General features: G+C 43.3%; 24 protein-coding genes. 5 read left to right on the forward strand and 19 right to left on the reverse strand.

Annotation, left to right across the window (positions count from 1 at the left end):
- Positions 1-103 precede the first annotated feature (103 nt).
- Entirely contained in the window at positions 104-1,165 is a 1,062-nt protein-coding gene (locus MHI27_RS29780) for an endonuclease/exonuclease/phosphatase family protein (protein WP_405175265.1), read from the forward strand.
- Positions 1,166-1,188: 23 nt separating this feature from the next.
- On the opposite strand, the gene MHI27_RS29785 is transcribed toward MHI27_RS29780, so the two are convergent.
- The 4 genes from MHI27_RS29785 to MHI27_RS29800 form a co-directional block, all read right to left on the reverse strand.
- Positions 1,189-2,484 (reverse strand): polysaccharide deacetylase family protein, encoded by a 1,296-nt coding sequence (locus MHI27_RS29785; RefSeq protein WP_405175266.1) that lies wholly within the window; start codon positions 2,482-2,484, stop codon positions 1,189-1,191.
- Between the two features lie 5 nt (positions 2,485-2,489).
- Entirely contained in the window at positions 2,490-3,212 is a 723-nt protein-coding gene (locus tag MHI27_RS29790) for a hypothetical protein (RefSeq protein ID WP_042192810.1), read from the reverse strand.
- Positions 3,213-3,389: 177 nt separating this feature from the next.
- Positions 3,390-4,052 carry a glycosyltransferase gene (locus MHI27_RS29795; protein ID WP_143759242.1) on the reverse strand — a complete coding sequence of 221 codons (663 nt, stop codon included), beginning with the start codon at positions 4,050-4,052 and terminating at the stop codon, positions 3,390-3,392.
- Positions 4,053-4,180: 128 nt separating this feature from the next.
- Positions 4,181-4,537: a nucleotide excision repair endonuclease gene (locus tag MHI27_RS29800; RefSeq protein WP_042192814.1), complete on the reverse strand. Its 357-nt coding sequence runs from the start codon at positions 4,535-4,537 to the stop codon at positions 4,181-4,183.
- Between the two features lie 361 nt (positions 4,538-4,898).
- Here MHI27_RS29800 and MHI27_RS29805 point away from each other — a divergent pair, with 361 nt between their 5' ends.
- On the forward strand, positions 4,899-6,389 hold the full coding sequence (locus MHI27_RS29805) for a peptide MFS transporter (protein ID WP_405175267.1): 1,491 nt from the start codon (positions 4,899-4,901) through the stop codon (positions 6,387-6,389).
- Positions 6,390-6,451: 62 nt separating this feature from the next.
- Here the strand turns inward: MHI27_RS29805 and MHI27_RS29810 are convergent, their stop codons facing one another.
- From MHI27_RS29810 to MHI27_RS29820, 3 genes are all read right to left on the reverse strand, one after another.
- The gene (locus MHI27_RS29810; protein WP_405175268.1) at positions 6,452-7,867 is read right to left on the reverse strand and encodes a hypothetical protein; all 1,416 of its coding nucleotides are present in this window, start codon (positions 7,865-7,867) and stop codon (positions 6,452-6,454) included.
- A gap of 96 nt (positions 7,868-7,963) precedes the next feature.
- Positions 7,964-8,734, reverse strand: coding sequence for a helix-turn-helix domain-containing protein (locus MHI27_RS29815; RefSeq protein WP_405176819.1), 771 nt, complete (start codon positions 8,732-8,734; stop codon positions 7,964-7,966).
- A 180-nt stretch (positions 8,735-8,914) separates the two neighbouring features.
- Complete coding sequence (locus MHI27_RS29820) at positions 8,915-9,667, reverse strand: SDR family NAD(P)-dependent oxidoreductase (RefSeq protein WP_076284950.1); 753 nt, start codon at positions 9,665-9,667, stop codon at positions 8,915-8,917.
- A 188-nt stretch (positions 9,668-9,855) separates the two neighbouring features.
- Between MHI27_RS29820 and MHI27_RS29825 the strand changes: the two genes are divergently transcribed.
- A complete protein-coding gene (locus MHI27_RS29825; RefSeq protein ID WP_081382675.1) occupies positions 9,856-10,497 on the forward strand; it encodes a TetR/AcrR family transcriptional regulator in 642 nt (213 codons plus the stop codon).
- Positions 10,498-10,555: 58 nt separating this feature from the next.
- Here MHI27_RS29825 and MHI27_RS29830 read toward each other — a convergent pair whose 3' ends face one another.
- The 3 genes from MHI27_RS29830 to MHI27_RS29840 form a co-directional block, all read right to left on the reverse strand.
- The gene (locus MHI27_RS29830) at positions 10,556-11,668 is read right to left on the reverse strand and encodes a nitric oxide synthase oxygenase (protein WP_405176820.1); all 1,113 of its coding nucleotides are present in this window, start codon (positions 11,666-11,668) and stop codon (positions 10,556-10,558) included.
- A 148-nt stretch (positions 11,669-11,816) separates the two neighbouring features.
- Positions 11,817-12,095, reverse strand: coding sequence for a hypothetical protein (locus tag MHI27_RS29835; protein WP_076284951.1), 279 nt, complete (start codon positions 12,093-12,095; stop codon positions 11,817-11,819).
- 78 nt (positions 12,096-12,173) lie between these two features.
- Positions 12,174-12,995, reverse strand: coding sequence for a methyl-accepting chemotaxis protein (locus tag MHI27_RS29840; protein WP_076284952.1), 822 nt, complete (start codon positions 12,993-12,995; stop codon positions 12,174-12,176).
- 106 nt (positions 12,996-13,101) lie between these two features.
- Between MHI27_RS29840 and MHI27_RS29845 the strand changes: the two genes are divergently transcribed.
- Together MHI27_RS29845 and MHI27_RS29850 are read left to right on the forward strand one after the other, a co-directional pair.
- Positions 13,102-13,953, forward strand: a complete 852-nt coding sequence (locus MHI27_RS29845) for a metallophosphoesterase (RefSeq protein ID WP_405175269.1) — start codon at positions 13,102-13,104, stop codon at positions 13,951-13,953.
- Positions 13,954-14,135: 182 nt separating this feature from the next.
- Complete coding sequence (locus tag MHI27_RS29850; RefSeq protein ID WP_405175270.1) at positions 14,136-15,242, forward strand: PdaC/SigV domain-containing protein; 1,107 nt, start codon at positions 14,136-14,138, stop codon at positions 15,240-15,242.
- Positions 15,243-15,303: 61 nt separating this feature from the next.
- Here the strand turns inward: MHI27_RS29850 and hmpA are convergent, their stop codons facing one another.
- From hmpA to MHI27_RS29895, 9 genes are all read right to left on the reverse strand, one after another.
- Positions 15,304-16,509 carry an NO-inducible flavohemoprotein gene (hmpA, locus tag MHI27_RS29855; protein ID WP_405175271.1) on the reverse strand — a complete coding sequence of 402 codons (1,206 nt, stop codon included), beginning with the start codon at positions 16,507-16,509 and terminating at the stop codon, positions 15,304-15,306.
- Between the two features lie 207 nt (positions 16,510-16,716).
- Positions 16,717-17,553 (reverse strand): YitT family protein, encoded by an 837-nt coding sequence (locus tag MHI27_RS29860; protein WP_076298022.1) that lies wholly within the window; start codon positions 17,551-17,553, stop codon positions 16,717-16,719.
- 45 nt (positions 17,554-17,598) lie between these two features.
- A complete protein-coding gene (locus tag MHI27_RS29865; RefSeq protein WP_179085788.1) occupies positions 17,599-18,090 on the reverse strand; it encodes a VanZ family protein in 492 nt (163 codons plus the stop codon).
- 29 nt (positions 18,091-18,119) lie between these two features.
- Positions 18,120-18,974, reverse strand: a complete 855-nt coding sequence (locus tag MHI27_RS29870) for a D-alanyl-D-alanine carboxypeptidase family protein (protein WP_405175272.1) — start codon at positions 18,972-18,974, stop codon at positions 18,120-18,122.
- A gap of 123 nt (positions 18,975-19,097) precedes the next feature.
- A complete protein-coding gene (locus MHI27_RS29875) occupies positions 19,098-19,793 on the reverse strand; it encodes a response regulator transcription factor (RefSeq protein WP_042192843.1) in 696 nt (231 codons plus the stop codon).
- A 180-nt stretch (positions 19,794-19,973) separates the two neighbouring features.
- On the reverse strand, positions 19,974-20,654 hold the full coding sequence (locus MHI27_RS29880; protein ID WP_405176821.1) for a YdeI/OmpD-associated family protein: 681 nt from the start codon (positions 20,652-20,654) through the stop codon (positions 19,974-19,976).
- Between the two features lie 67 nt (positions 20,655-20,721).
- Positions 20,722-21,756 carry a stalk domain-containing protein gene (locus tag MHI27_RS29885; protein ID WP_405175273.1) on the reverse strand — a complete coding sequence of 345 codons (1,035 nt, stop codon included), beginning with the start codon at positions 21,754-21,756 and terminating at the stop codon, positions 20,722-20,724.
- 153 nt (positions 21,757-21,909) lie between these two features.
- A complete protein-coding gene (locus MHI27_RS29890) occupies positions 21,910-22,365 on the reverse strand; it encodes a RidA family protein (RefSeq protein WP_256716184.1) in 456 nt (151 codons plus the stop codon).
- Positions 22,366-22,441: 76 nt separating this feature from the next.
- Complete coding sequence (locus MHI27_RS29895; RefSeq protein ID WP_076298026.1) at positions 22,442-23,500, reverse strand: LLM class flavin-dependent oxidoreductase; 1,059 nt, start codon at positions 23,498-23,500, stop codon at positions 22,442-22,444.
- Positions 23,501-23,622: the final 122 nt, after the last annotated feature.

Raw genomic sequence — 23,622 nt, forward strand, 5'->3', positions numbered from 1 at the left:
CAAATTTTTTTTATTTAAACAAGGGGAGTTGTAGCGAAGCGTCGAAGTTTACACCATTAGAAGTCCGTTCTATGAAATTACATCTGAGGAGAGATCGAATCAAATGAGCTCAACCACAATAAAAATCATCGGTTTTGCCCTTCTAGCTGCCGTTCTAATCTTTGGTGGCTTTTTACTGTATATTACCATTACCGATTATAAGCCGAAGGAGACTACTCCACTAACGGTAAACCATAATCAGGAACAAATGATGAAGCATGGAGAACCTTTTGCAATAACCACCTTTAATATTGGCTATGCTGGGCTGGATAAGGATCAGGATTTCTTTATGGATGGCGGGACCAAATCACGTTCAAGCAGCGAGGAACAAACGAAGACAAATCTTGAGGCAATAGCCTCTCTAATGACTACTTCAGGCTCAGATTTATTTATGTTGCAGGAGGTAGATCTCGATTCTTCTCGTAGCAACCATATAGATGAGGTCTCCTTGTTATCGAATACCTTCTCTGATTACAGCAACGTATTCGCAACGAACTACAAGGTGCCTTGGGTACCGATTCCCGTTCTTGATCCGATGGGCTCAGTAAATAGCGGTTTATTAACCTTATCTAAATTCGGTAGCACAAGTAACGTTAGATATGATCTTCCGGGAAAAGAAAGCTGGCCTCGTCAACTGTTTGAACTTGACCGCGCCTTTTTGGAGAGCAGATTCCCCGTCGATAACGGGAAAGAACTGATCCTGATCAACCTTCATTTATCAGCCTTTGACCAAGGGGGAACGATTCGCAAGCAGCAATTAGAATATCTTTCTACTTATATTCAGAGAGAGAATGATAAAGGCAATTACCTCATCTTAGGCGGAGACTGGAATCATTCTTTACCGGGCACAACCCCTGAGGCCTTTGAGACTACACAAGCTTGGCCAGAATGGCTGCAGCAGTTCCCTGAAGATTTCAAACCGGAGGGCTTTCAATGGGCTGTCGATGCTAAAGTGCCGTCCGTCCGGACACTTGATGTAGCTTATTCAGAAGGTGTAAATTTCCGGGCTGTAATTGATGGCTTCCTAGTTTCACCGAATATCACAATAAGTGGCGTACAGGGCCATGACCTATCTTTTGAACACAGCGATCATAACCCTGTAACAGCTACTCTTATTCTAAGATAAGACCCAATCATGGATCATTGATGTTATTTAAAAATGACGAATTTCATGTTTTTCCCTTTTAGATACTGAATGATAGCAGGCAATGCCTCTACGGTAATCTTCTTTTCGTGAAAAAGATATACAGCACCGGACGGATCAGTATGATGAACAAATTGAATGACGTCTTCTGGGGTCTTGCGTCTCCAATCCTCGGAATCACGATTCCATAACAATACTTTCATCTGCTGTTCTGTCACTTTGGCTGCTAACTTATCATTAATCGCACCATATGGCGGCCGAAAAACAGTAATCGGCGATTGAATGATTTGCTCCAATGCCTGGTTAGCCTTCGCCAAATTATTCTGATTCTCGTTAGCCCCATTGTCGGTCATCTTGCTATGATCCCACGAATGACTTCCAATCGACATCTGATGTTCACTCGCATACTTAACCGCTTCCACATTATGAGCGACCTTATTCCCAACAAATAAAAAGGTGGCTGCCACCTCATGTTCTACTAGAATATCTACGATTTCTTTCGTATACTTCGACGGACCATCATCAAATGACAAGGCCACGTAACCCTTCGGCAGGCTATAGGTGTATTTATTCCCGGTTAATTTAATCTCCTCATACCGCTGTGTTTGTTCTTGAGGAGGCTCTGTAGGTTCTGGTGTAGGTTTAGAAGGTTCTGGCGTAGGCTCAGACTCCTCTTGCTGGCTAGGGGTCGCTTCTATCTTACCCATAGGAGGAATGAACGGTAGAGAGACTATTTTCTCGATCCCCTCAGCGTTGGCGCCTAGTGAGGGACCTTCCAATCCTTCTGCACGGTCCATAACATGACCACCCATTCGAAGAGACAACAATACAACTACTAAACAAGCGAACATGATACTCTGCAGCCTAAGTCTTCCAACCCGTTTTTTGCTCTTCTTTCTTAGCCTGCGTGCTGGAGGTATAGAGGGTGACGTAGTTTCAACAGTAATCTCTTCCTGTACATGGGGATCGTTCACTTGCTTTAATTGAAGAAGCTGAGACACATAATATTCAGAGCAGGCAAAATACATAGTTTCGCTGAAGGTTTGGTTCATAATAATCAGTGTGCTGTAATAACTATTACGAAATGGATCCCACTTCGGATACAATGACAATCTCATTCTTTCCCCGAAAAAGGGAGCCAGCGCGTTTAGTTGTTCATATGTAAATTCGTCTATGTTTAGCATGCGTCTGGCATACCCAATATCACGGGTTAAACCTACTTCAATCTGATAACCGGCCTGTTCATGCTCAAGCGACAGCAACTCAATCATTAGAACAGTGCTCGGTTCATTCATTGCCATGAATCTTATGTATCTCCGTTTTCGTCATTTCGTCCCGCCAGTGTGCTTCCATTCCCAAAAGGAACGGTCATACGATTTGTAAAATCGCTGATCATACCGGAGAGATATGCTTTTTCTTGGCGGATCGTATCGTATTTCTGTCTTAAATGCGCGTTCTCAGTTTCAATCCGTCCGAGCTTCTCTTCCAGATCATTCATCTTCTTGAGCTTCTCTGCATGAGCTTCGTTATGCTTTTGGATCAGATTTACATACTTTTGATGCTCCAGATCAATCGTACTCTTTAATTCTTCAATCTCTGCAGTGAGGGTAGTCTGAAGCTCCCGATAATCTTCCAGCACTTGATCGACTTTCAGATTCTTCTCAATCAATTTATGCTCAAGCTCTCGAACGTTCTTCTCTCTTTCCTCAATCACTTTATTGAGATTCTTCATATCCCGGTTCAAACGTTCAACATGGCTGCTGGAATGAGTCAACCGATCCTGAAGTTCATTAATATTCGTCTCAGCATGCTGTCTGGCCTGAATGATCTGCTCCACGGAGAAGATCAAATCGAGTGATTTTTTATCAAGCGGCGCTTTCCCTGTAGTAACCACTCCTGCTAAAGTCTCGCCAGCAATCTGTTCCTCTACTTCCTCGCCCTGCTCTTCTGATAATTGCACCTTTTGAACCATACCCGGTTTGGACTGCTTATCCACTGAATCTTTCTTTTTAAAAAAGGGAGAAATCATTGATCTTATCACCTCAATTATAAAAAAATGTCAAAAAATGTCGAGTGCCCACGAGTCTATTATAGTTTACTTGTGTTGTCTGTAAGTGAGCCTTTATATCTAACTTTTTGAATTGGATCAAAAGACCTAAATTCTTGCCAATAACAAGAAAAAAGCACCCTTGCGGGTGCTCTGGTTTTAATTAAATTTATCGGGGAATTGTTTAACAATACCTTCGGTTAGTATATCTCCAAACATAATCATATGCTCGAGCCCTTTATCGAAAGCGACGATCTCGGCATCCCAATCCTTTTTAGCTCTAGCTGTCACATCATCCGTTATTAGCTCCAAATGTTCATGAAGCATCTCTTTCAATTGTTCATACGAATATTTGGGATTCTGTGCGCTAAGGAACTTAGCAATGTCGTCAGCGTTGTCATACCACTCTTTATTGTATTTTTCCAAATCCGCCTGATTACCTGCTAGTGCAGCAGCAACTACCTTTCCGGCAATAAGGATATGCTCCCGCAATAATTGAGCTAGCTTATCACCTACTGCCTCACCGTAATACGGCTTATAAACATTCCCTATCTCCTGCTGATTCTGTAGCAACCTTGCCAGTACCTTCTCTTTGTCCTCGGAATTCGCAAAGGCACTAACTATGTAGTTTTTCGTCCATATCACATGGTCGCTCCATAGTTTCCTGAGATTATCCTTAAGCTCTATTACAGAGGGCGTAAAGCATTGCTTGTGTGAACTCTTTTTCTCTTTGGCTGCAGCATCGGCAGTTACAGGCATTACACTAACAACAAGGAACATACACACAAAAACTAACTTCGCAATCAAAAACTTAGGCTTCAATATGACCTATCTCCTTTTAAGCATCTATTAACAATCTTGTATAGTGTGTACCGATACTCTTATTTCATTCCTATCTTCTTGTACATAAAAAAAAAGCACCGTCATTAGACGGCGCCTCTTCCTTAAACTTATCTGAACATCACTTTATCTACATTGTATTTAGACTTCAATTCATTAATGATATACGTTTCGTAGATCTCTCTATGAACGGGGCTCTCGATTAAACTCACATCAATTCTGGTGACCTCGTCCCGATGCAGCTTAATATCAGATACGGTATCTTCAAAATGTTTTTTGATTCTGGGTCTTAGCTTTCTCGCTTTACCTACAAACAACAACTCATCTTGGTCATTGTAGAACATAAAGATACCGCCGTAATCTCTAGGAATCAGATGGAAATCAGTGAATCCGTAGATATTGCTTAACTGCGGGTTGATTTGTTTAGTAATACTAACATCCACATTGGGCATAGTTATGTTGATCATTTTAGCTCACGTCCTCTTTCTATATAGGAGTAAATAGTATCATAAGTTAGCCTTTTATTCTATCTTTCACACCCTTGTTCAAATGGATTAGTGGGAATTGAACCCAAATAACGCTCGTATTTACCACCGTTTAGGACCACAGGTTCTTTGGTTAAATACAGCGTCTCATCCTGAATGAAAAATACAATAAAAGTTAATTATAAATTCCCACTGGAAATATTACTAAAAAATATGACATTATTCAGAACCTTCTCACCAAAGGGTTGTGATTTTCCTCATGAGGGTATTATAAATATTAAGGTAGTGTAGAGTTGTGTTAACTTCATGAAAAGAGCAATTAGCATCTAGGAGGATTTGATTCATGTCAGCAACAGACAGGCAAAAAATTGTAGATAGTGTCCCGCAAACCGGATTTTTCGGACATCCTAAGGGACTATTCACACTCTTCTTTACTGAATTTTGGGAACGTTTTTCCTATTATGGCATGAGAGCGATCCTTGTTTACTACATGTATTATGAAGTAAGCAAAGGCGGGCTCGGATTTCCAGAGGATATGGCCCTTTCGATTATGTCTATCTATGGATCACTCGTATATATGTCTGGAATTATAGGTGGATGGCTTGCGGATCGAATTTTCGGGACTTCGAAGGCAGTCTTTTACGGCGGCGTTCTAATTATGCTCGGGCATATTTTATTGGCCATACCGGGGAATGCCACACTATTCTTTGCTTCGATGATTATGATCGTGCTTGGAACCGGACTTCTTAAGCCCAATGTATCAAGTATTGTAGGCGAAATCTACAGCGAACAAGATAACCGCCGCGACGCTGCTTTCAGCATTTTTTATATGGGTATTAATCTCGGCGGATTCATCTCTCCACTGATTGTAGGCGCTGTAGGTATGAATAATTTCCATCTCGGTTTCTCGATTGCCGCGGTGGGCATGTTTATTGGATTAGTTGTTTACGTAGTGACTCGCACCAAAAATCTAGGTCTGGCAGGTACGATTGTACGCAACCCGATTCCAGCCGAACAAAAGAAAAAATTATTTACTTGGATTGGCATTGGACTAGTTGTGCTTGCTGTATTAGTTACGGTCGGCATTCTTACTGGAGTACTCACCTTTGAGACATTCATTAAAATCGTAGGGGTGTTAGGGCTACTTATTCCTACAATGTACTTCATTGTGATGTACCGCAGTCCCAAAACAACAGCTGTAGAGCGATCACGGATTCTCGCGTACATCCCTTTATTTATTGCTTCAATTATGTTCTGGGCGATTCAGGAACAAACTTCAACAGTTCTAGCAAGCTTTGCTGATAAGCGTACCCAATTGGACTTTGCAGGCATACACATTTCTCCAGCTTGGTTCCAATCGCTTAACCCGCTATTTATTATCGCTCTTGCACCTGCATTTGCATGGATTTGGTTAAAGCTCGGTAACCGCCAACCAACGATTCCACAAAAGTTCTCGCTTGGTTTATTGTTTGCCGGTCTGTCCTTCCTAGTGATTCTGGTACCGGCTTACTTCGGTGGAGCCAATTCACTGGTGAATCCATTATGGCTGGTTCTCAGCTACTTTATCGTCGTCATTGGGGAACTATGCTTGTCACCTGTTGGCTTATCAGCAACAACCAAACTGGCGCCAGCTGCTTTTACTGCTCAGATGATGAGCATGTGGTTCCTATCCAATGCTGCTGCACAAGCTATTAATGCTCAGATTGTGAAGTTCTATACCCCGGATACCGAAATGCTGTACTTCGGAGTCATCGGCGGAGTCGCCATTGTGCTCGCGTTAATTCTCTTCCTGTTCTCTTCTAAGATTCAAAATTTCATGAAGGGTATACGATAAATATATAAGGCTGCCGGGATATTCCCGGCAGCCTTTTTTTGAGTCAATATTCTAAGCCAGGTCTACACCAGAAACATAGCAACAATCGTTGTAACTATCAGCCCAATCAGCACCGGTTTAACATTGCGTCTAGCGAGCTCAAATGGACTTACGCCGCAGATAGCAGCGGCTGGAATCAATGCCCATGGGATTAGCGTTCCCCCGCCAACCCAAATGGCAGATACCTGACCGAGTGCAGTTAAAGTAGCTGCGTCGGAATGTGTGGCTACAGCGAACAATTTTCCGATGGACCCCGCAAGTGAGATTCCCGAGAACCCTGAACCATCAAGGCCCGTAATGGCCCCTGTTATGGTAGCGGTCACAGCACCTACAGCACCATTTAGAGGTACATTATGCGCCAGAGCAACCCCTAGATCATTAACAATTCCCTGAGATGCAGCAGGTAAGACTTTGCCAAACAATTCAGCAAAGGCCGAATCTCCCAGATAGAAGAATGCCGCAATTGGAATCACTGGACCGAATACTTTAAAGCCAAATGTAAGTCCATCGATTAGATATGAGGTGACTTGCTCCAGTCCCTTATTACGATGTGCGAGCAATGTTACTACAACCAAGATAAATACAGCAGTCCCGCCAACTAAGGCCGTTGCGTCTCCGCCCTGTAAATCCAGCAGAAACATGCCTGCTACATCAGCTAGAAACAGGAGTGGGATAACAATCGCCAGCCATTTCTTCAGTGTGGGAGGAATCACCGCTTGACCCTCGACCGCGTCACTGTCTGCAGCTAGCGCACTCGCGGCATTTTTCCCGGAAATAAGTCCGTCTCGCCAAGTACCGTTCTTCTGATCTCGTCGCATCATCCAATAGGCTGTTACCGTAGTGACTACACCCATCACTATAACAAGCGGAATACTCGCTTCCATGACACTGCTTACCGGAAGTCCTGCCGCATCTGCCGTCAATTTAGGTGCACCTTGAATAATATAATCACTCGACAGCGCAATCCCATGACCGAATAGATTCATCGCAATCGCTGCTCCAAGTGCAGGCAACCCTACGCGAATAGCAACGGGCAGCAGCACAACCCCTATCAGGGCCACTGCTGGCGAAGGCCAGAAGAACCATGATGTCACCATCATAATCAAGCCAATGCCCCAAAATGCCATAAACGGCGTACGTAAAAAACGGGTAAGCGGAGCAACCATCGTCTCGTTTATTCCGGTACGTGTTAATACTCTGCTCATGGCTACAATGATCGAAATAATCATAATCGTACCCATTAGCTCCTTAGTTGCATATACAAAAGAGTTGAATACGCCTGTGACCGAACCACTAATCGTTTCTGTCGCGAGCCAGCCTAATACAAAGATGCCTGCAATACAGATCATCGTTGTATCCCGCCGCTTAATCAGAAGTGCCATAATGAACACGATGAATGCCAAATATACATAATGGAGCGCTGTTAATTGGATGCCCATCTCTGAACCACACCCTTCTCCTGCTTACAAGTGCTATATGTTATGCAGGGTTGTAGGCTAATGTTCGGTAGAAATGGGCGCTTAAATGTTTATCATTTAAATAGAAAGAGACGCTTTTGCTAATGTATCCATCACCTCGTCGCTAATAAATGGTGCGATAGACACGAGGGCTTTTATCCCTTCTTGTTCAAAAGCTCTTCTAGCGCACTCATCTAGTACCTCGTCACTTAAAAAAGGAGCAATAGACAATAATGCGTTAATGCCTTCTCGTTCAAAGGTACTTCTTGCACACTCATCCAGCATCTCATCGCTTATAAACGGAGCAATAGACAACAGCGCATGAATTCCCTCTCTCTCAAAGGTACTTCTTGCACACTCATCCAGCATCTCATCGCTTATAAACGGAGCAATAGACAACAGCGCATGAATTCCTTCTCGCTCAAAGGTAACTTTTGCGCACTCATCTAGTACTTCTTCGCTTATAAATGGAGCGATGGATAGCAGATCTTGTATCGATACTGGATCCTTCACATATTCAAATACCTCGTTCACATGTTCCGTAAGAAGAATGGGGGCAACTTCGGAAATTTCGGCTACTGAAAGCTCATTTTGATTTAAAAATTGTTCTGTGGTATTTTCGAGTACATTTACTACTATCTGAGTCGATTTGCTCTTTTCAAGGATTGCATCAATGCTCACATTAAAAATTTCGGCCAGCTGGGGAAGCTTAGAAACATCCGGCATAGTCTCTCCTCGTTCCCAATTACTAACCGCCTGATAACTAATGCCTAGTTGATCGGCAAGCCCCATCTGAGTCATCCCTGTCTGCTTTCTTAAATCAGCGATATTCTTGCCTACCTTTAACATATCGAACACTGAAATCTCCTCCTCATTTATGATGGTTTCAGTGTATCTATTACTATTAATTTTGTATATCAAGCGTTACTTGAGTGCTTATCGAGACGCCTAGAACGCAAAAAGCCGCCCCACGCGTAGATAACATCTACGCATGAGACGGCTTTCTTAGTATTGCCTATTAGAAATTTATTATTTAGCCACGACTCCGCCATCAACTGGCAGCTCAACACCTGTAATGTAAGAAGCTTCATCGGAAGCTAAGAACAATACAGCTTCAGCTACTTCAGAAGCACGTCCAACGCGTGGCAATGCAGTCTGGGACATAAAGAAGCTATGCATTCTTTCATCATTTACAAATTCAGCACTCATTGGAGTTTCGATAAAGCCTGGGTGAACAGAGTTCACGCGAATGTTATCTTTACCAAAGTCTACAGCTGCTGCTTTACTCAGCATACGAACGGCACCTTTAGAAGCTGTATAAGCGCCAGCACCGCTGCTGCCAGTCAAACCTGCGATGGAGGAGATATTGACGATGGAACCACCTTTATTGTTCTTCATTTGAGGAACAACATGTTTCATCCCAAGGAATACGCTGCTTACATTAATGTTCATTACTTTGTTCCATTGATCAACAGTGGATTCAAGCAATTGAACTGGGAACGAGATCCCTGCGTTATTTACCAGGATGTCGATTTTTCCAAATTTGCTAATCACATCTTCTACAACTTTGATCCAGTCTTCTTCGGAAGCAACATTATGTGCATAAGCTGCGGCTTGTCCACCATTGGCTTCAATTTCTTTTACAACTGCTTGTACAGCAGCTTCGTTAATATCAGTTGCTACAACTGTAGCACCTTCTTTGGATAATAAAAGGGCTTCTTCACGACCCATGCCACTGCCTGCACCTGTAATAATTGCTACTTTATTAGTTAGACGATTCATAATTAAGTCTCCTCTATAATCGTATTGTGATATAATAATTCGAGTGATGATAGTCACACTATCACTGTGATATTAATCATATCATTTTTACGAAATAACTACAACCTCTCCTTGCTTAATCCAATAAACGGTGGATATAATACTAATAATTAAAGAACCTAATTAAAAAATGGAAGGGTCTATCCCTCATGAATCCTAAAGCACGCTATGAAAAAGAACGATCTGACGGTAAACAGCAGCGATTATATACGATTCTCGAATCCGCAGAACGAATATTCTCGCAAAAAGGAATTGAAAAGTCGACGATGCAGGATGTCGCTAGCGAAGCAAATATCGGGATTGCGACGTTGTTTCGATATTTTCCTAGAAAAGAAAAGCTCATCGTGGCGGTGGCCACCCGAATGCTAGAGCCAATGCTCGATTACTTTAAGCATGTAGCCGACTTGCCACTTACCTGTCTCGAAAAGATCGAGATGTTATTTGACTTCTTTATTCAGGATCAAAATCATTTAAGCATTATTTTTATGGTCAATTTTGAAAGCTACGCCTCTCACTTAAATGAGCCTGTTGAGGACGTTCTGGATTTCAATGCATTAAACCGCAAGATTTGGCATGAGTACTCCAGGATCATTCAAAATGGGGTAGAAGACGGTTCTATTCGCGCCGATCTCCCTGTGAAAGAGACCTTAATCACGCTGATGAACAGCTTTGCTCTCTTTTCCAGAAAGCTAACGATGAAAGAGAACATCCTCCTGCTAGAATCGGATTTAGACTCCGACAAGCAGCTTGAGCTTCTTAAACAAATCTTTCTAGAGCATTTAAAAGCCTAAAAAGCGCCAGTTTCCTTATGAAGGGAACTTGGCGCTTTTTTGATCATAAATTGGATTGCTAGTGAAAAGGACAGGTGGCCACAGGTGATCGCTGATAAAGGAAACGAGGGCTGTAATCATATTCTTTCAGTTTATTGTCATGCCAAATCGGTGTAGACGACGGAGACATAGGGGGGATCAGCCATGACCAGCGTCCTGAAACCTGACGTCCATGTCCCTGCTCCTGCTCTTGAAATCTCACAAATTGATCAGCTGCTGTATGGTGATCAACGATACTGACCCCAGCTTGCTTAAAGGAATGCAGTACTGCATGATTCAACTCAAGAAGCGCCCGATCCTTCCAAAGCGTTGTGTTACTGGAGCGGTCAAGTCCCATCAGATCAGCTACAGCCGGCAAAGTGTTATATCTTCCAGTATCCCCTAAGTTACGTGAGCCAATTTCGGTCTCCATGTACCAGCCGTTAAAAGGAGCCGCGGGGTATAGAATCCCGCCAATCTCCAACTGCATGTCCGAAATGATCGGCACAGAATACCAGCGAAGCTGAAGCTCTGCAAAACGTTCAATTTCAGGATGAGTTAACGGTACCTCTTGAATGAGGTGTTGAGGAATAGGAAATACATGGGGGTGCCCATTACCTATGCTGATCACTAGCGGCAATACATCATAATTGCCCCTTGTTCCCTGCCAGCCTAGTTGTTGGCACACTTTCGTAAATTCATCCGATGCCGGATCACCAGCGCGTTCATGTTCAGCATCACCAGGATATCCCGCGTAACGAATCAATTGATGGTTCCAAATCCGGATTCTCCGATCAGGAGCTTTCCCGCTGCGGAAGACCGTGATAAGTGGACGAATACGTCCTCCATTATTCGCCTTTTCCAGATGTCGCAGCAAAGCTTCAGCAATATCCTCCTCGGTCTCTGCCAGACGTTCATCCATCAGCTCAATGGATTGCCAAAAGAGGCGGCCAATGCAGCGGCTATTATTTCGCCAAGCCATTCTCGCCCCATGAGCCAGCTCTTCCGTTGTATGTGTGTAACTCCCGGATTGATTAATTTCTTCTCGTACGGCTTGGATGCGTTGATCCATCTCAGCTTCAGTCTTATCAAGTTCAGCGTAACATTGTCGAATGAAAGCCTCCGCCTGCCGGGTTAACTCTTCGATGTGCATGCCATTCATATCCTTTATCCTCCATCTAAGCCATGCTAGAACTCTCGTTCCAGTATACCACCCACACTCCTAAGCTACATCCTTAGGGGAATAGCACATGAGAACAACCCGTGAAGCTTATTCGCTTCACGGGTTGTAGCAGGAACATCTAGCGTTCTGAACGTTTCCCTTGCGTCTTCAATGCAGCAAGCCTGCTCTTATCCTCGGCCAGCAGTTCTTCAGCCAACTCCACACCTTGGGGACCTAACGAGGCACGAGCTTGCTCTACCGCCTGTTCGGTATGCGCCAAACGGTTCTCAGCCTGTGCCAAAGTCTGTTCTGTTGGATGACTAAGCGCCTGAGAGACAGAGAAATGAAGCTTGCCTAAAGCATTTTTGGCTTGAGTTACATTGTCGTTCGCTTGCAGACTGGAATCGGGTTGTTTCATAAATGAAATTCGCTCCCTTCTGAAATGCGCCTGTTCTCTTCTAGCATGGTTTAGGATAAGTAACTTTATGCATACACCCTACTGGATGATGGATTGCATGAAAGTAGTCATTTCTTTGCTGGCCTTATTCAAGCGCTCAATTACCCCGCTGAATTCAGTGACCAATTCTGCTTGTGCGTGTGAAGAAGCAGAGATCGCTTCAATTTCTTGCTCCATTTGCTTAATGGACTTTTGAACATCACTCAGTGATTTTTCAATATTATGGGTTGCTTCTTTAGTGTTAACGGACAGTTTGCGCACTTCAGTAGCAACCACCCCAAAACCTGCCCCTTGCTCTCCTACACGCGCGGCTTCGATTGCCGCATTCAGCCCAAGCAGGTTCGTCTGCTCAGAAATCTCACGAATGAAGCCGGCAACCTTATTCACTTCTTGTGATTCCGTTACGGCTCTACGCGTATTATCTAATATTTGCTGCGAAGTAGCTGATAATTCCTGAGATTGGGCAGCTACGCTCTGCACCATCTCCATTAGATGACTGCTTATCTCATTAATCTCATCTGTGAATCCTTCAAGCTTATTCTCGTTCTCTAGTGTATAGGCAATGGCAAAAACCCCGATTACATCATCATCCGTTCCGTAGATAGGTACACATGTTGAGATAACAGGAGCTCCATAAATTTCTGCTGGGATTCGGTTAGAGCTTGCTATACCTTTCAGTCCATTTGAAAGCGACAGATCTTCAGGAGGGATAGGGTTACCCTTAACCAATCCGAGATCAATAACTTTACTTGGTGCGTAATAATGGAAGATCTCCCTGTCCGTGATTCCAATCATAATATCCTGCGAGTGAATCTTTTTGAAATAAGGTGCTGCGAGGACTAAGGCATCGATAATACTCATCTCTTCATCTCCCATATAAAAAATGTATATGTAGTTTTATCGTCACAATGGGTTATTAAATGAATATTGTCATAGTAGAGTAACAATCCCCACGTATGATTTGTTTATGAATACTATTAGCAGACGCCAATTTCTGAAGAAAAGTGCTCAAGTGTCGCTCGGGCTGCTTGGAACCGCAAGTGCATCCGGCATTTATTCACACTGGGTTGAGCCCTACTGGCTTGAAGTTAAACATATAGATATAAAGCTTCGTCTACTCCCTCCAGCATTCGATAGATTTCGTATCGTTCATTTCAGTGATTTACACTTAGGCGTGTATACGAAGTCCGAAGCCTTAACAGAGTTAGTACAGCAAATTCAACATGTAAGTCCAGATCTGATCTGCTTCACAGGGGATCTGCTAGATCATTCTGTCGATTATATTTCTGAGGCTGTAGACATATGTTCACAGTTGCGGGCACCCTTTGGACAATATGCTGTGTTAGGTAACCACGATGCTTTTGGCACTAGGAAAGCTGTGACGAAAGGGTTAACGCAATCTGGCTTCCATGTACTTCATAATGAACATATTGTCTTAAAAAAAGATGCGGAGGCGCTTTATCTAGCTGGAGTGGATGATCCGTGGGTCGGCAAAGCAGATATTCATCAGGCGCTACGCCATATCCCTGATAGGGCATGTACTCTACTCCTTGCTCACGAGCCTGATTTTGCCGATGAATACAGTGATCTTCCCATAGATCTGCAATTGTCCGGCCATAGTCATGGAGGACAGGTGCGTCTCCCATTTGTAGGTGCCTTGTATACCCCGCCGCACGGCAGTAAATATTCAAGTGGATTATACCAGCTCCCAGATAGTCGACTCCAGGTCTACACCACACGCGGAATTGGAGTGACTCGTATGCCTGTACGTTTTAATTGTCGTCCTGAGCTTACCGTAATTACTTTAAAGTCCTCATGATTGTGTCAAAAATTAATAAATGGTTAAAAAGTATATACCTTTTGCACGTCTATGCAACAACACTGTAACCGTGTTTGTAATCAAATCTATTTGGGGCCTAGGTATAATTGTAGGAGTGATAGATAACATCAAAAATCATAATGAACTACATAAGCCCATCATTGGAGAGGAGAAATTAAATCATGAACAAAACTATGAAATGGACGTCTGCTGTATTAGCTACTGGAGTATTATTTGGAGGTACTGGATTCTTCGGAGGGAATTCTGTTCAAGCTGCAACTACCGGTACAAAAACAGTCAAACAAGCCGTTCAGCAGCCTTCTGTGGTGCTTAAATATAAAGGCCAAGTCTTAACGCAGCAAGGAAAAATCGTAGACGGAAATACGATGATCCCTTTAACTGTATTGCGTGATGCCTTCGGCCTTGCTATTCAATACAACTCAACCACAAGGACTTACAGTGTAAGTAGTGACTCGGTGAAGCTTAACATGGAGGTCTCTGACTACGGCGTCAGTACCGATTTGAACGGATATTACATTTATAGCATGACCGGAAATCATGAAGTGAAGATGATCAACGACCGCTTATATGTTCCTTTCAAACTGTTAAATGATTATTTAGGTGTTCAAGGCGTATATAATCCAGCCCAGAAATCGCTTGAGCTTAGCAAAAAGGTGATGAATGACATCAAGATCACCTCTGTTACCTTAGACAAGAGCAATAAGAATGCTAGTATTAAAGTACAATATCCAAAGATCAGCGGTCTGACGGATGAAGTACAAAACACGATTAATGCTACCTTCAAAAAAGAGGCTGAACTATTCGCATCAGAAAGCGAAAAAGAGGCTAGCCGCAGAGATGGTACAATAGAGAATAAATATGACTACTCTCAAACTTATGTTGTCACCTTTAACCGTGAAGGCGTACTTAGTATTGTAGTCGATCAATATGGTTACAGCGGTGGAGCACACGGCGGTACCATGCGCGAGGGACATACCTTCTCGCTGAAGGATGGTAAGAAGATAGAGCTTAAAGACCTGCTAAAGGCAGAACCAAACTACAAACAAAAACTAGATAAAATGTTGAAGGAAAGCACCAAGGATATTGCTTTTCCGGAGTCAACTGGTGGACTCACAGATAAACCAGCCTTCTACGTCAGTGAAAGTGGCTTAGCTATCTTCTATCAACAATATGAAATCGCACCTTATGCAGCTGGAATTCCTACCTACACCTTTAATTTCAGTTCAATACTACCTAAAGGCAACGATCCATTTGCTTCTTTCAAATAAACACTAACGCAAAACAAAAAGCGCTTCAGCCAATCGGCTGAGGCGCTTTTTGTTATCTATATTATTCTTCTAAACTGCCGGCAGGTCCAAAAAACTCAAAATGAATTCTGTCATCAGGTACCCGCCATTCCTTGAGCGCCTTATATATGACCTTCATAAATGGGGTCGGCCCACAGAAATAGAATTCAGAGTTCACATCTGCTATTTCTTGAAGCCAAGAAAGATCAATATAACCAGATCTATTGTACTTGTCGCCTTCTCCTGGAGATTCATAACATACATAGGACCGAAGAGAAGAATGAGATTGTGCTAAATCTGCCACCCTATCTTTCATAGCATGCAAACTTCCATTGATGGCTGCATGGATATAGGTTACCTCGCGTTCTGGCTGTGCAGCAATTATTGTCTCCAGCATACTTACCATTGGGGTTAAGCCCACACCCCCACTGATTAGAACCACCGGAGTGTCACTACGCTGATCCAGTACGAAATCGCCCGCTGGAGAGCCTACTTCTAATATAGAGCCCACTTGGACGAAATCATGCAGATAAGTGGATACGACGCCCGCTGGTCTGTCTATCCCTTCACCTTCCCGTTTAACAGTGATACGGTAATACGCCTGTCCCGGAACACTGGACAAACTGTAGTGGCGAATATGGGAATATTCTTCCCCCTCGGGCTGAACACGAACCGTGATGTACTGGCCCGGGGAATAAGAGGAGATAGCTCCTCCATCCTCTGGAGACAGGTAAAAGGAAGTAATATGCTCACTTTCACTAACCTTCCGAGTGACGACGAAGTTTCTGAATCCACTCCAGCCCCCCGGAGCTTCCGCAGCTTCACGATACTTTTCTGCTTCCACACCAATGAAAGCATCTGCGATCACACCATAGGCTTTGGCCCATGCATCTATAATTTCCGGTGTTGCCGCATTGCCAAGTACTTGTCCAATCGCAGCTAACAACGTCTCACCCACGATCGGATAATGCTCAGGTAATACACCCAGTGCTCGATGCTTCTCTGCAATCTGTTTTACCACCGGTAAGATATTCCCTAGTTGATCAATATTCATAGCCGCTGCTAGGACTGCGTTAGCAAGCGCTGTCTGCTGTCTGCCTTGCCGCTGATTGGCATGATTAAATATATTTAATAGCTCTGGATGGTTTTCAAATAACATGCCATAGAACGTCGTAGTAATGGTTGTTCCATGAACCTGTAATACAGGAACTGTTGATTTTATAATAGCAATCGTTTGTTGATCTAACATATGAATAACCCTCTCTCCTGCAATTAGATAATACCTCTATAAAAAGCATATAGAAGCTGCAAATGAGCGAGTGTGCGCTGAATCACTTTAAAATTTAATAAAATGTGAATAAACAGAAAATGCAATGATATCCATCACATTTGAATGCCCAATCCAAAAAAAAGCTGTCCAAGCAGCTCAGGTAGCTACCGGACAGCACTTTCACTCTTATTTTGCCAGCTCCACAAAGCCTTCTCCGAACACATCTCTTACATCGTGAATGGCGATAAAAGCCTCTTTATCAATCGATCTTACGATTTTCTTAAGCATGGTTACTTCCTGTTTGCTAATGACAATATAGAGCAGCTCTTTGGGTTCTTTAGTATAATACCCTCGGCCATAAATGACTGTGACCCCTCTATCCATGATTCCATTAACTTGTTCAGCAATTTTGTCCTGCTCCTTGGATACAATCGTAACGGCCTTCTTAGGATTCACTCCCTCAATAATGAAGTCCATCACCTTAGTCGCTACATAGAGCATCACAATCGTAAACATCAGACTTTGAACACCAATGATGAAATACGAAGCAAATACCACAACTAAATCGACTAGAAGAAGAGCGTAGCTAACGTTCCAATCCAAAAATTTATGCAGGATTCTGGCGATAATGGTTGACCCTGCGGTCGTTCCACCCACACGTATGATCATTCCGATACCCACACCAGACAAGATGCCTCCAAATATTGCATTGATGATCAACTCATCGCTGGCGATATGCCAATTCTTCGTAAGAATCAGGAATAACGAGTTAAAAAACACCGCAATAATCGTGTATACTGTCGTCGTTTTGTCCAGAAATTTATAACCCACAATCAATAATAAAGCATTAAGAATTAAGCTAACAATACCTGGTGACCACTGATACAAATAGTATGTAATCATAGTCAGTCCCGTTACCCCGCCTTCACCAAACTCGTTCGGAATCACAAACAAGTTAACGGCCAAGGAAAACAGCAATGCTCCTACAATGATGGAAACAATATCCGTAATACGCTTTTTCATACCATGCCCCTTCTATCCTCTGTCTATATCTACCATCCACAAATACTAACACCGCTTCGATATAGTTGTAAACAATCCAGAAGAAACCAGCATTCTATATATGGCGTAACCGACTACCCCACCGCAAGTGTTTAAGATCAGATCATCCACGTCAAAGGTGCCGATATACAATACTAATTGTGTAACTTCAAAGCTCAGACTCAGCGCAAAAGAGAGCATGAAGACCTTTTGAAATAACCTTACTTTTTGCGACAACAGCATTGGAACAAAGACTCCAAACGGAATAAACGCAAGAAGATTGCCCACTAAATTAAGTGATGAAAAAGGATCTGAAAGTGACAGATGATCTATCCCCCGCGAGATCTCTTTAAAGGGTACATAGTTGCCCTGTCGCTTAAAAATTCTGTCGGGATGCTCGAGCATACGCCCTGCCTGTTCCCAAAGTGATTGCAAGCTAAAAGGTGCGCCTTTAAATACGATAATTCGGATTAAGAAATACATATAGACAATAAATACGGCTGCCAGCAATAATGTCATAGTAGACTCGCTCTTAGGCTTCGTACTCATCAAAATGTAGTGACAATTACGCCATCCATATTATCGCCCGACGTTTTATATTGCCCTTCCTTTGGAATCTTAATACTTGTATATCCTGATACTGGATAATAGTTCACCGTATATGTTTTGCCGTCTACAACCGTTGAAATTTCACTATTCTCCTTCAAAAGATCTAAATATTGTTCCAGCACGATCCCCTTCTCCTGAATGATCGCACTGTGCGGCAAGCCGACATAACGGAAGTGCCAAGGTTCATATTTAATCCCCGTAATCTCCGTTTTGTCTTTCGGATAGCGTAGAATAAAGCCGTATTTCCACGCATTCTTTTCCAGCCATTTACCTTCAGGTGCTTTGCTCATTTCCGATTGAGACGATCCGATATCCAGCGATAATCCTAAATTATGTTCGCTATATTGCGCCGGCAGAGCATAATCTGAACCTTTTTCCTCATACAATTGCTCTTGCTCCTCAAAGTCCCTGTACCCACTGCTAATTAAAAAATGATTCACGCCATCCTTCTCAGCAGCCTTGATCATCTTATTGAATTTATGTGCTACACTTTCAGACAACCGAATCGAGGTATCTAGTAATCCATAGCCCTGAACCAGATCCTTCTGATCAAATAAGGTCACAATATCAGACTTCACGCTGTCCTCATGTACCGGATATTGTTTGTTCACCAGCAATAAATCCCCTTGATATACCTGATCTTGCGTAACCACCTTTAAACTATCGCTATCTCTAATCGATCCCTTCTGGATCTTATCATTCTTATCAGCTAAATTACCCGTATCCGGTAAATAACGAGCGGCTGCGTAACCAAGAAATAACACAACGATCACCAAAAAAACCCACTTTTTCATCCGTAATGTCCTCCCATTTCCTTAAGACGTTTATGCTTGATAGGAATAGAATAACGAAGACACTTTAAAGAAAAGCAGGACAATTATAAAGTTTTTCTTAAAATATATAAGGACTCAGCTGCCTTACCCAGTAAAGGTATATCCTACACCCCAGATTGTCTTAATAAATTTGTTCTTATTGATGTCTTCACCAAGCTTTTTGCGCAAGGTACGGATATGCACCATGACCGTGTTGCCACTCTCATAATAAGCTTCTCCCCATACCTGCTGGAAGATACTCTCCGCGCTAAACACCTGCTTAGGATGGCTCGCCAATAAATGCAGAATATCAAACTCTTTCGGAGTTAGGTCTATTACCTCGCCGTAAAGAGTGACGGTATGTTCATCTGGTGAAATCGTCAACCCACCAACTTCAAGGACCGACTTAAGAACAGCTGCGGGCTGACTGAATTGTATAGAGCGCCGTAGTTGAGAATTAACGCGAGCGACTAACTCCATTGGATTGAACGGTTTGGTCATATAATCATCTGCGCCCATGACAAGTCCCGTGATCTTATCCAGATCAGAAGTCTTCGCACTTAAAAAAATAATCGGCAGATGATGCTGCTCCCGAATGTGACGGGTTACCTCATAGCCATCCAGCCCTGGCATCATAATATCCAGAATCGCCAAATCTATCGTTTGGGACTCAATAGCTTGCACCGCTGCCCGCCCATCGGATACTTTAATGATATGATACCCTTCTTTTTGCAAATGCAAAGCCACCAGATCAGCAATCTCCGCCTCATCATCCGCAATTAAAATCGTAATGCGCTTCATCTATATTTCACCCCTGTAGGTTTATGCTATATGATCTACATCCATTATACCCCAAACTTAAAAACCACTCCTAGGATGAAGTGGTTTTTGCTGAAATCTATGATGAATAAATAGAACTGTTGTAATATTATTTACCGTCTTTATGTCTTTAAATAATCTTTTTGATGAAGAAAGGTCTAGTTAGAGTTCAGTACTACTGGCTTGCCGATACAGCTCACGGCTCTTATAACCAGCCTGTAGAATCATCTTCATTTCCTCTTTACGCTTAGCTCTTGTTGCCTCTTGTTTGGCACTATAGACATATCGAGCCCAGTCTTTGCGGTATCCCGGAGTAAGCGATTGATAGATGGCTAGAAGCTCCGGTGTATCTCTCAGATCTTCTTCCACATTTGGAATGAAAGAAATATAGTCATCTACAGATTGACTTGGGGTATTGGAAAGCTGACCTTTCCCCTTAGCGTCCTCTTTCAACCCCACAACTGTAAAGACATCATCCAAACCTACCATGCGTGCAAATTTAATATTGCTTGTCCCGATGTAGCCATTCTCATCACTGCCCAGTCCCTCTAGTAAGTCGTCACGATGAATATAGGTCGGATACACTTTGTTTCCCTTTTTAGGATACGCCACAAAGAGATAGCCATTCTTACGAAGATGCTGTTGCTCAATCACACGGTTCACTAGTTCCTGTAACGACGCCATGTCTAGTACAAAGGCAAATATAAGATCATACGCCCCATTTAGCGAAGTATCATAATCCGTCAATTCCGCTAAATAATCGGAGCCTTCTGGTTTACTCAATATCGCTACTTGGTTGTATTTTTGTAAGTTCAGCTTTTCTACGATGGTTTTAGTCACTATGCTTCATCCCCCAAATGTATTCGGATGCTTCTTCATCGTGATCATTATAGCCTAATCGCTACCCAATCTAAAACATTCTACGGGCCGTCACAAAACGCTTCTTCCACTTCTCACTCAGGGCTTCATAATGGACGCCTTGCTCCTTAGAATACGTATGCAATATCTGATTATTTCCCGCATACATGGCAACATGACCAATGTCGAGACCACGTGCACTAAAGAACAGTAGGTCTCCTTTACGCAGTTCGTTGATCCCAACTTCCTTCCCTTCTTTGGCTTGATTATAAGAGGCACGTGGCAGATCCACCGACAACACGTTCTCTAATAAATGTGCTACGAAAGAAGAACAGTCAAAGGTAGACGTCTGGTTCGTCGCTGCACCGAATTCATAAGGGGTTCCCAGATACTTTTCTCCATAAGCAAGCAACGCGCTTCCCTGCTTCTCAGCGAGCGACTCACTAGTATAATCGCTATATTTCGGTTTAGCAGATATGTACCCCGTCTTGTTGTCTTGCGTTCGCACTTCTAACCACAAAGCATCCACTTCTCTAACGATATGGACTTTATCGCCTACGGACAACATTTGCTGGACACCTGATTGATCCGATGAATTCGGCGAACTGCGCAGGTTAACCCCATAACGAATCGTTGTATCGTAATTCAGTGCTGAATAGATGCGGACGGTCCGAGTGTTAGCCTCCCACTTCACGGTGCTGCCTAGAGCCTCGCTGACAAAACGCAGCGGCATCATCGTATTACCACCGACAACCTGACCCGGAACGGTTAAGCTTAAGGCTTGTCCATTTTTGTTCGCGGTTAAATCTCCTATTTGATAAGTCAGTACCAGCGCTCCCTTAGTGGCCTTAACTGTTTTGGTATCGTTGTTCCATGAAATCTTTGCTCCCTGTTCTTCAAACAGCTTGCGCATGGGAATAAGCGTTGTACCGTTTATGAGCAAGGGCTGAACCTCTAATTCAAGCTGCCGATCATCCAGAAAAACGCCTGTAACCTGATTCTGAGGCGTCACCGCCGCATGGGCTGGAGCTGTATAGAGTATAGATGTAAGTAGTACAAGTAGTGTGGCTTTCTTATGAATCCTCATGATGTCATCACCTCGTTGATTGATATGTTCAATTATTATTACTAAAAAAAGGGTAATTAGTTTTGTTACAATTATTGGGGTTGCTGTCTAACTACTGCTCAAACCATGTAAAAAAGAGGACTGCGGTCACCCTTCGGTGCCACAGCCCTCTTTTTAATCCACTTCAAAAATAGAATCGATAATGATCGGAAGATTATCCCTTACAGAAACAGCGCCCAATACCGAACGAGCATGACTGCCCTTGTCCCCGAATACCTCCAGCATTAAATCCGAACAGCCATTGAGCACTTTATGATGTTCTTCGAATAAGGGATCTGCATTCACAAATCCTTGAATTTTGACCACTCTCTTCACTTTATCCAAGGAGCCTAAAGCAGACTCAAGGACGGCAAGGATCTCTATACCAGTCTGACGTGAAAAATGATAGCCTTCTTCGGTGGTGAAGTCTTGTCCCAGCTTGCCTTTGGGATGCCCGGCAGGTCCTTTTCCCGATACAAAACATAATCCATTAACAATAACGTAGTTAGCATATTTTGCCGCCGGTTCACTAGCACTAGGTAGGACAATACCTAATTCCTCAAGTCTATCCGCTATGATTCGATCCGCCACTTCAGTTCCCTCCCCCAATCAGTACAACCTCAATAAATTGGTAAGATTATACTGATTAATCCAGAAAGGGTCAATCCTATTTTGGTTCGACCTCTGCTTCCCATCTCGATATCTCAGCTCGAACAATTGGCGCTACTTCAGTACCCAATAGCTCAATGGCTCTCATTACATCCTTATGAGGCATCGTACCTAGCGGTACATGCAGCATAAAGCGTGTAATGCCTACGTGTTTGCGTAGGTGAATAATCTTCTCAGCAACAGTGTCTGGATCTCCTACATACAAGGCACCTTCAAATCTACGTGCCGCATCAAAGCTCGCACGACTATAATGACCCCAGCCACGCTCACGACCAATCACATTCATGCTAGCCTGCGTAGAGGGAAAGAACATATCGGCCGCAAGCTGATTATCCTCTGCAATAAAGCCGTGCGAGTGTGAGGCAACCGGAAGCTTCGACACATCATGTCCTGCTTGGGCCGCCGCTTTCTTATAGAGCTTCACCAGTGGAGCAAATTGCAACGGACTTCCGCCAATAATCGCGAGCACAAGTGGTAGCCCGAGCAGGCCAGCGCGAATCACAGATTCCGTATTGCCTCCACTGCCAATCCATACGGGCAAAGGATTCTGAACGGGGCGCGGATAAATCCCCAGATTATTAATGGCTGGTCGGTGATTTCCACTCCAGGTTACTTTTTCGGATGCCGTTATTTTTAACAACAGGTCCAGCTTCTCATCGAATAACTCATCGTAGTCATTTAAATCGTATCCAAAGAGCGGGAAAGATTCGATAAAAGAACCCCGGCCTGCCATGATTTCTGCCCGTCCATTTGAGATTCCATCAAGTGTTGCAAAATCCTGAAATACACGTACTGGATCAGCAGAGGACAGTACGGTTACCGCACTGGTCAGCCGAATTCGTGTCGTCTGTGAGGCAGCCGCAGCCAGCAAAACTGCTGGAGAAGATGCGGCATAATCCTTTCGATGATGCTCACCCACACCGAATATATCTAAGCCCACCTTATCTGCAAGAACAATCTCCTCTACTACCTCGCGCAATCGCTGTGCATGACTTATTAACTCCCCCGATTGAACATCCGGTGTTGTTTCTACGAACGTACTGATACCTATTTCCACTTACGATTCCCCCTTAACTATAATTTTCTCTTCGAGTTGTTTGTTTGATTATAACACAAGTTACGTTCAAGCATAGCTAGGCATTAATGCCTAGCTCCAACTTGTCCAAAAACTCATTTTTA

Source organism: Paenibacillus sp. FSL H8-0261, from assembly GCF_045040645.1.
In the GTDB taxonomy this organism is placed as follows: domain Bacteria; phylum Bacillota; class Bacilli; order Paenibacillales; family Paenibacillaceae; genus Paenibacillus_AQ.

What these genes read in the sequence shown, in the direction of transcription:
- MHI27_RS29780 (WP_405175265.1), top strand. Translation starts at nt 104, where the DNA reads ATGAGCTCAACCACAATAAAAATCATCGGTTTTGCCCTTCTAGCTGCC.
- MHI27_RS29785 (WP_405175266.1), bottom strand. Translation starts at nt 2,484, where the DNA reads ATGGCAATGAATGAACCGAGCACTGTTCTAATGATTGAGTTGCTGTCG.
- MHI27_RS29790 (WP_042192810.1), bottom strand. Translation starts at nt 3,212, where the DNA reads ATGATTTCTCCCTTTTTTAAAAAGAAAGATTCAGTGGATAAGCAGTCC.
- MHI27_RS29800 (WP_042192814.1), bottom strand. Translation starts at nt 4,537, where the DNA reads ATGATCAACATAACTATGCCCAATGTGGATGTTAGTATTACTAAACAA.
- MHI27_RS29805 (WP_405175267.1), top strand. Translation starts at nt 4,899, where the DNA reads ATGTCAGCAACAGACAGGCAAAAAATTGTAGATAGTGTCCCGCAAACC.
- MHI27_RS29810 (WP_405175268.1), bottom strand. Translation starts at nt 7,867, where the DNA reads ATGGGCATCCAATTAACAGCGCTCCATTATGTATATTTGGCATTCATC.
- MHI27_RS29815 (WP_405176819.1), bottom strand. Translation starts at nt 8,734, where the DNA reads ATGTTAAAGGTAGGCAAGAATATCGCTGATTTAAGAAAGCAGACAGGG.
- MHI27_RS29820 (WP_076284950.1), bottom strand. Translation starts at nt 9,667, where the DNA reads ATGAATCGTCTAACTAATAAAGTAGCAATTATTACAGGTGCAGGCAGT.
- MHI27_RS29825 (WP_081382675.1), top strand. Translation starts at nt 9,856, where the DNA reads ATGAATCCTAAAGCACGCTATGAAAAAGAACGATCTGACGGTAAACAG.
- MHI27_RS29830 (WP_405176820.1), bottom strand. Translation starts at nt 11,668, where the DNA reads ATGCACATCGAAGAGTTAACCCGGCAGGCGGAGGCTTTCATTCGACAA.
- MHI27_RS29835 (WP_076284951.1), bottom strand. Translation starts at nt 12,095, where the DNA reads ATGAAACAACCCGATTCCAGTCTGCAAGCGAACGACAATGTAACTCAA.
- MHI27_RS29840 (WP_076284952.1), bottom strand. Translation starts at nt 12,995, where the DNA reads ATGAGTATTATCGATGCCTTAGTCCTCGCAGCACCTTATTTCAAAAAG.
- MHI27_RS29845 (WP_405175269.1), top strand. Translation starts at nt 13,102, where the DNA reads ATGAATACTATTAGCAGACGCCAATTTCTGAAGAAAAGTGCTCAAGTG.
- MHI27_RS29850 (WP_405175270.1), top strand. Translation starts at nt 14,136, where the DNA reads ATGAACAAAACTATGAAATGGACGTCTGCTGTATTAGCTACTGGAGTA.
- hmpA (WP_405175271.1), bottom strand. Translation starts at nt 16,509, where the DNA reads ATGTTAGATCAACAAACGATTGCTATTATAAAATCAACAGTTCCTGTA.
- MHI27_RS29860 (WP_076298022.1), bottom strand. Translation starts at nt 17,553, where the DNA reads ATGAAAAAGCGTATTACGGATATTGTTTCCATCATTGTAGGAGCATTG.
- MHI27_RS29865 (WP_179085788.1), bottom strand. Translation starts at nt 18,090, where the DNA reads ATGACATTATTGCTGGCAGCCGTATTTATTGTCTATATGTATTTCTTA.
- MHI27_RS29870 (WP_405175272.1), bottom strand. Translation starts at nt 18,974, where the DNA reads ATGAAAAAGTGGGTTTTTTTGGTGATCGTTGTGTTATTTCTTGGTTAC.
- MHI27_RS29875 (WP_042192843.1), bottom strand. Translation starts at nt 19,793, where the DNA reads ATGAAGCGCATTACGATTTTAATTGCGGATGATGAGGCGGAGATTGCT.
- MHI27_RS29885 (WP_405175273.1), bottom strand. Translation starts at nt 21,756, where the DNA reads ATGAGGATTCATAAGAAAGCCACACTACTTGTACTACTTACATCTATA.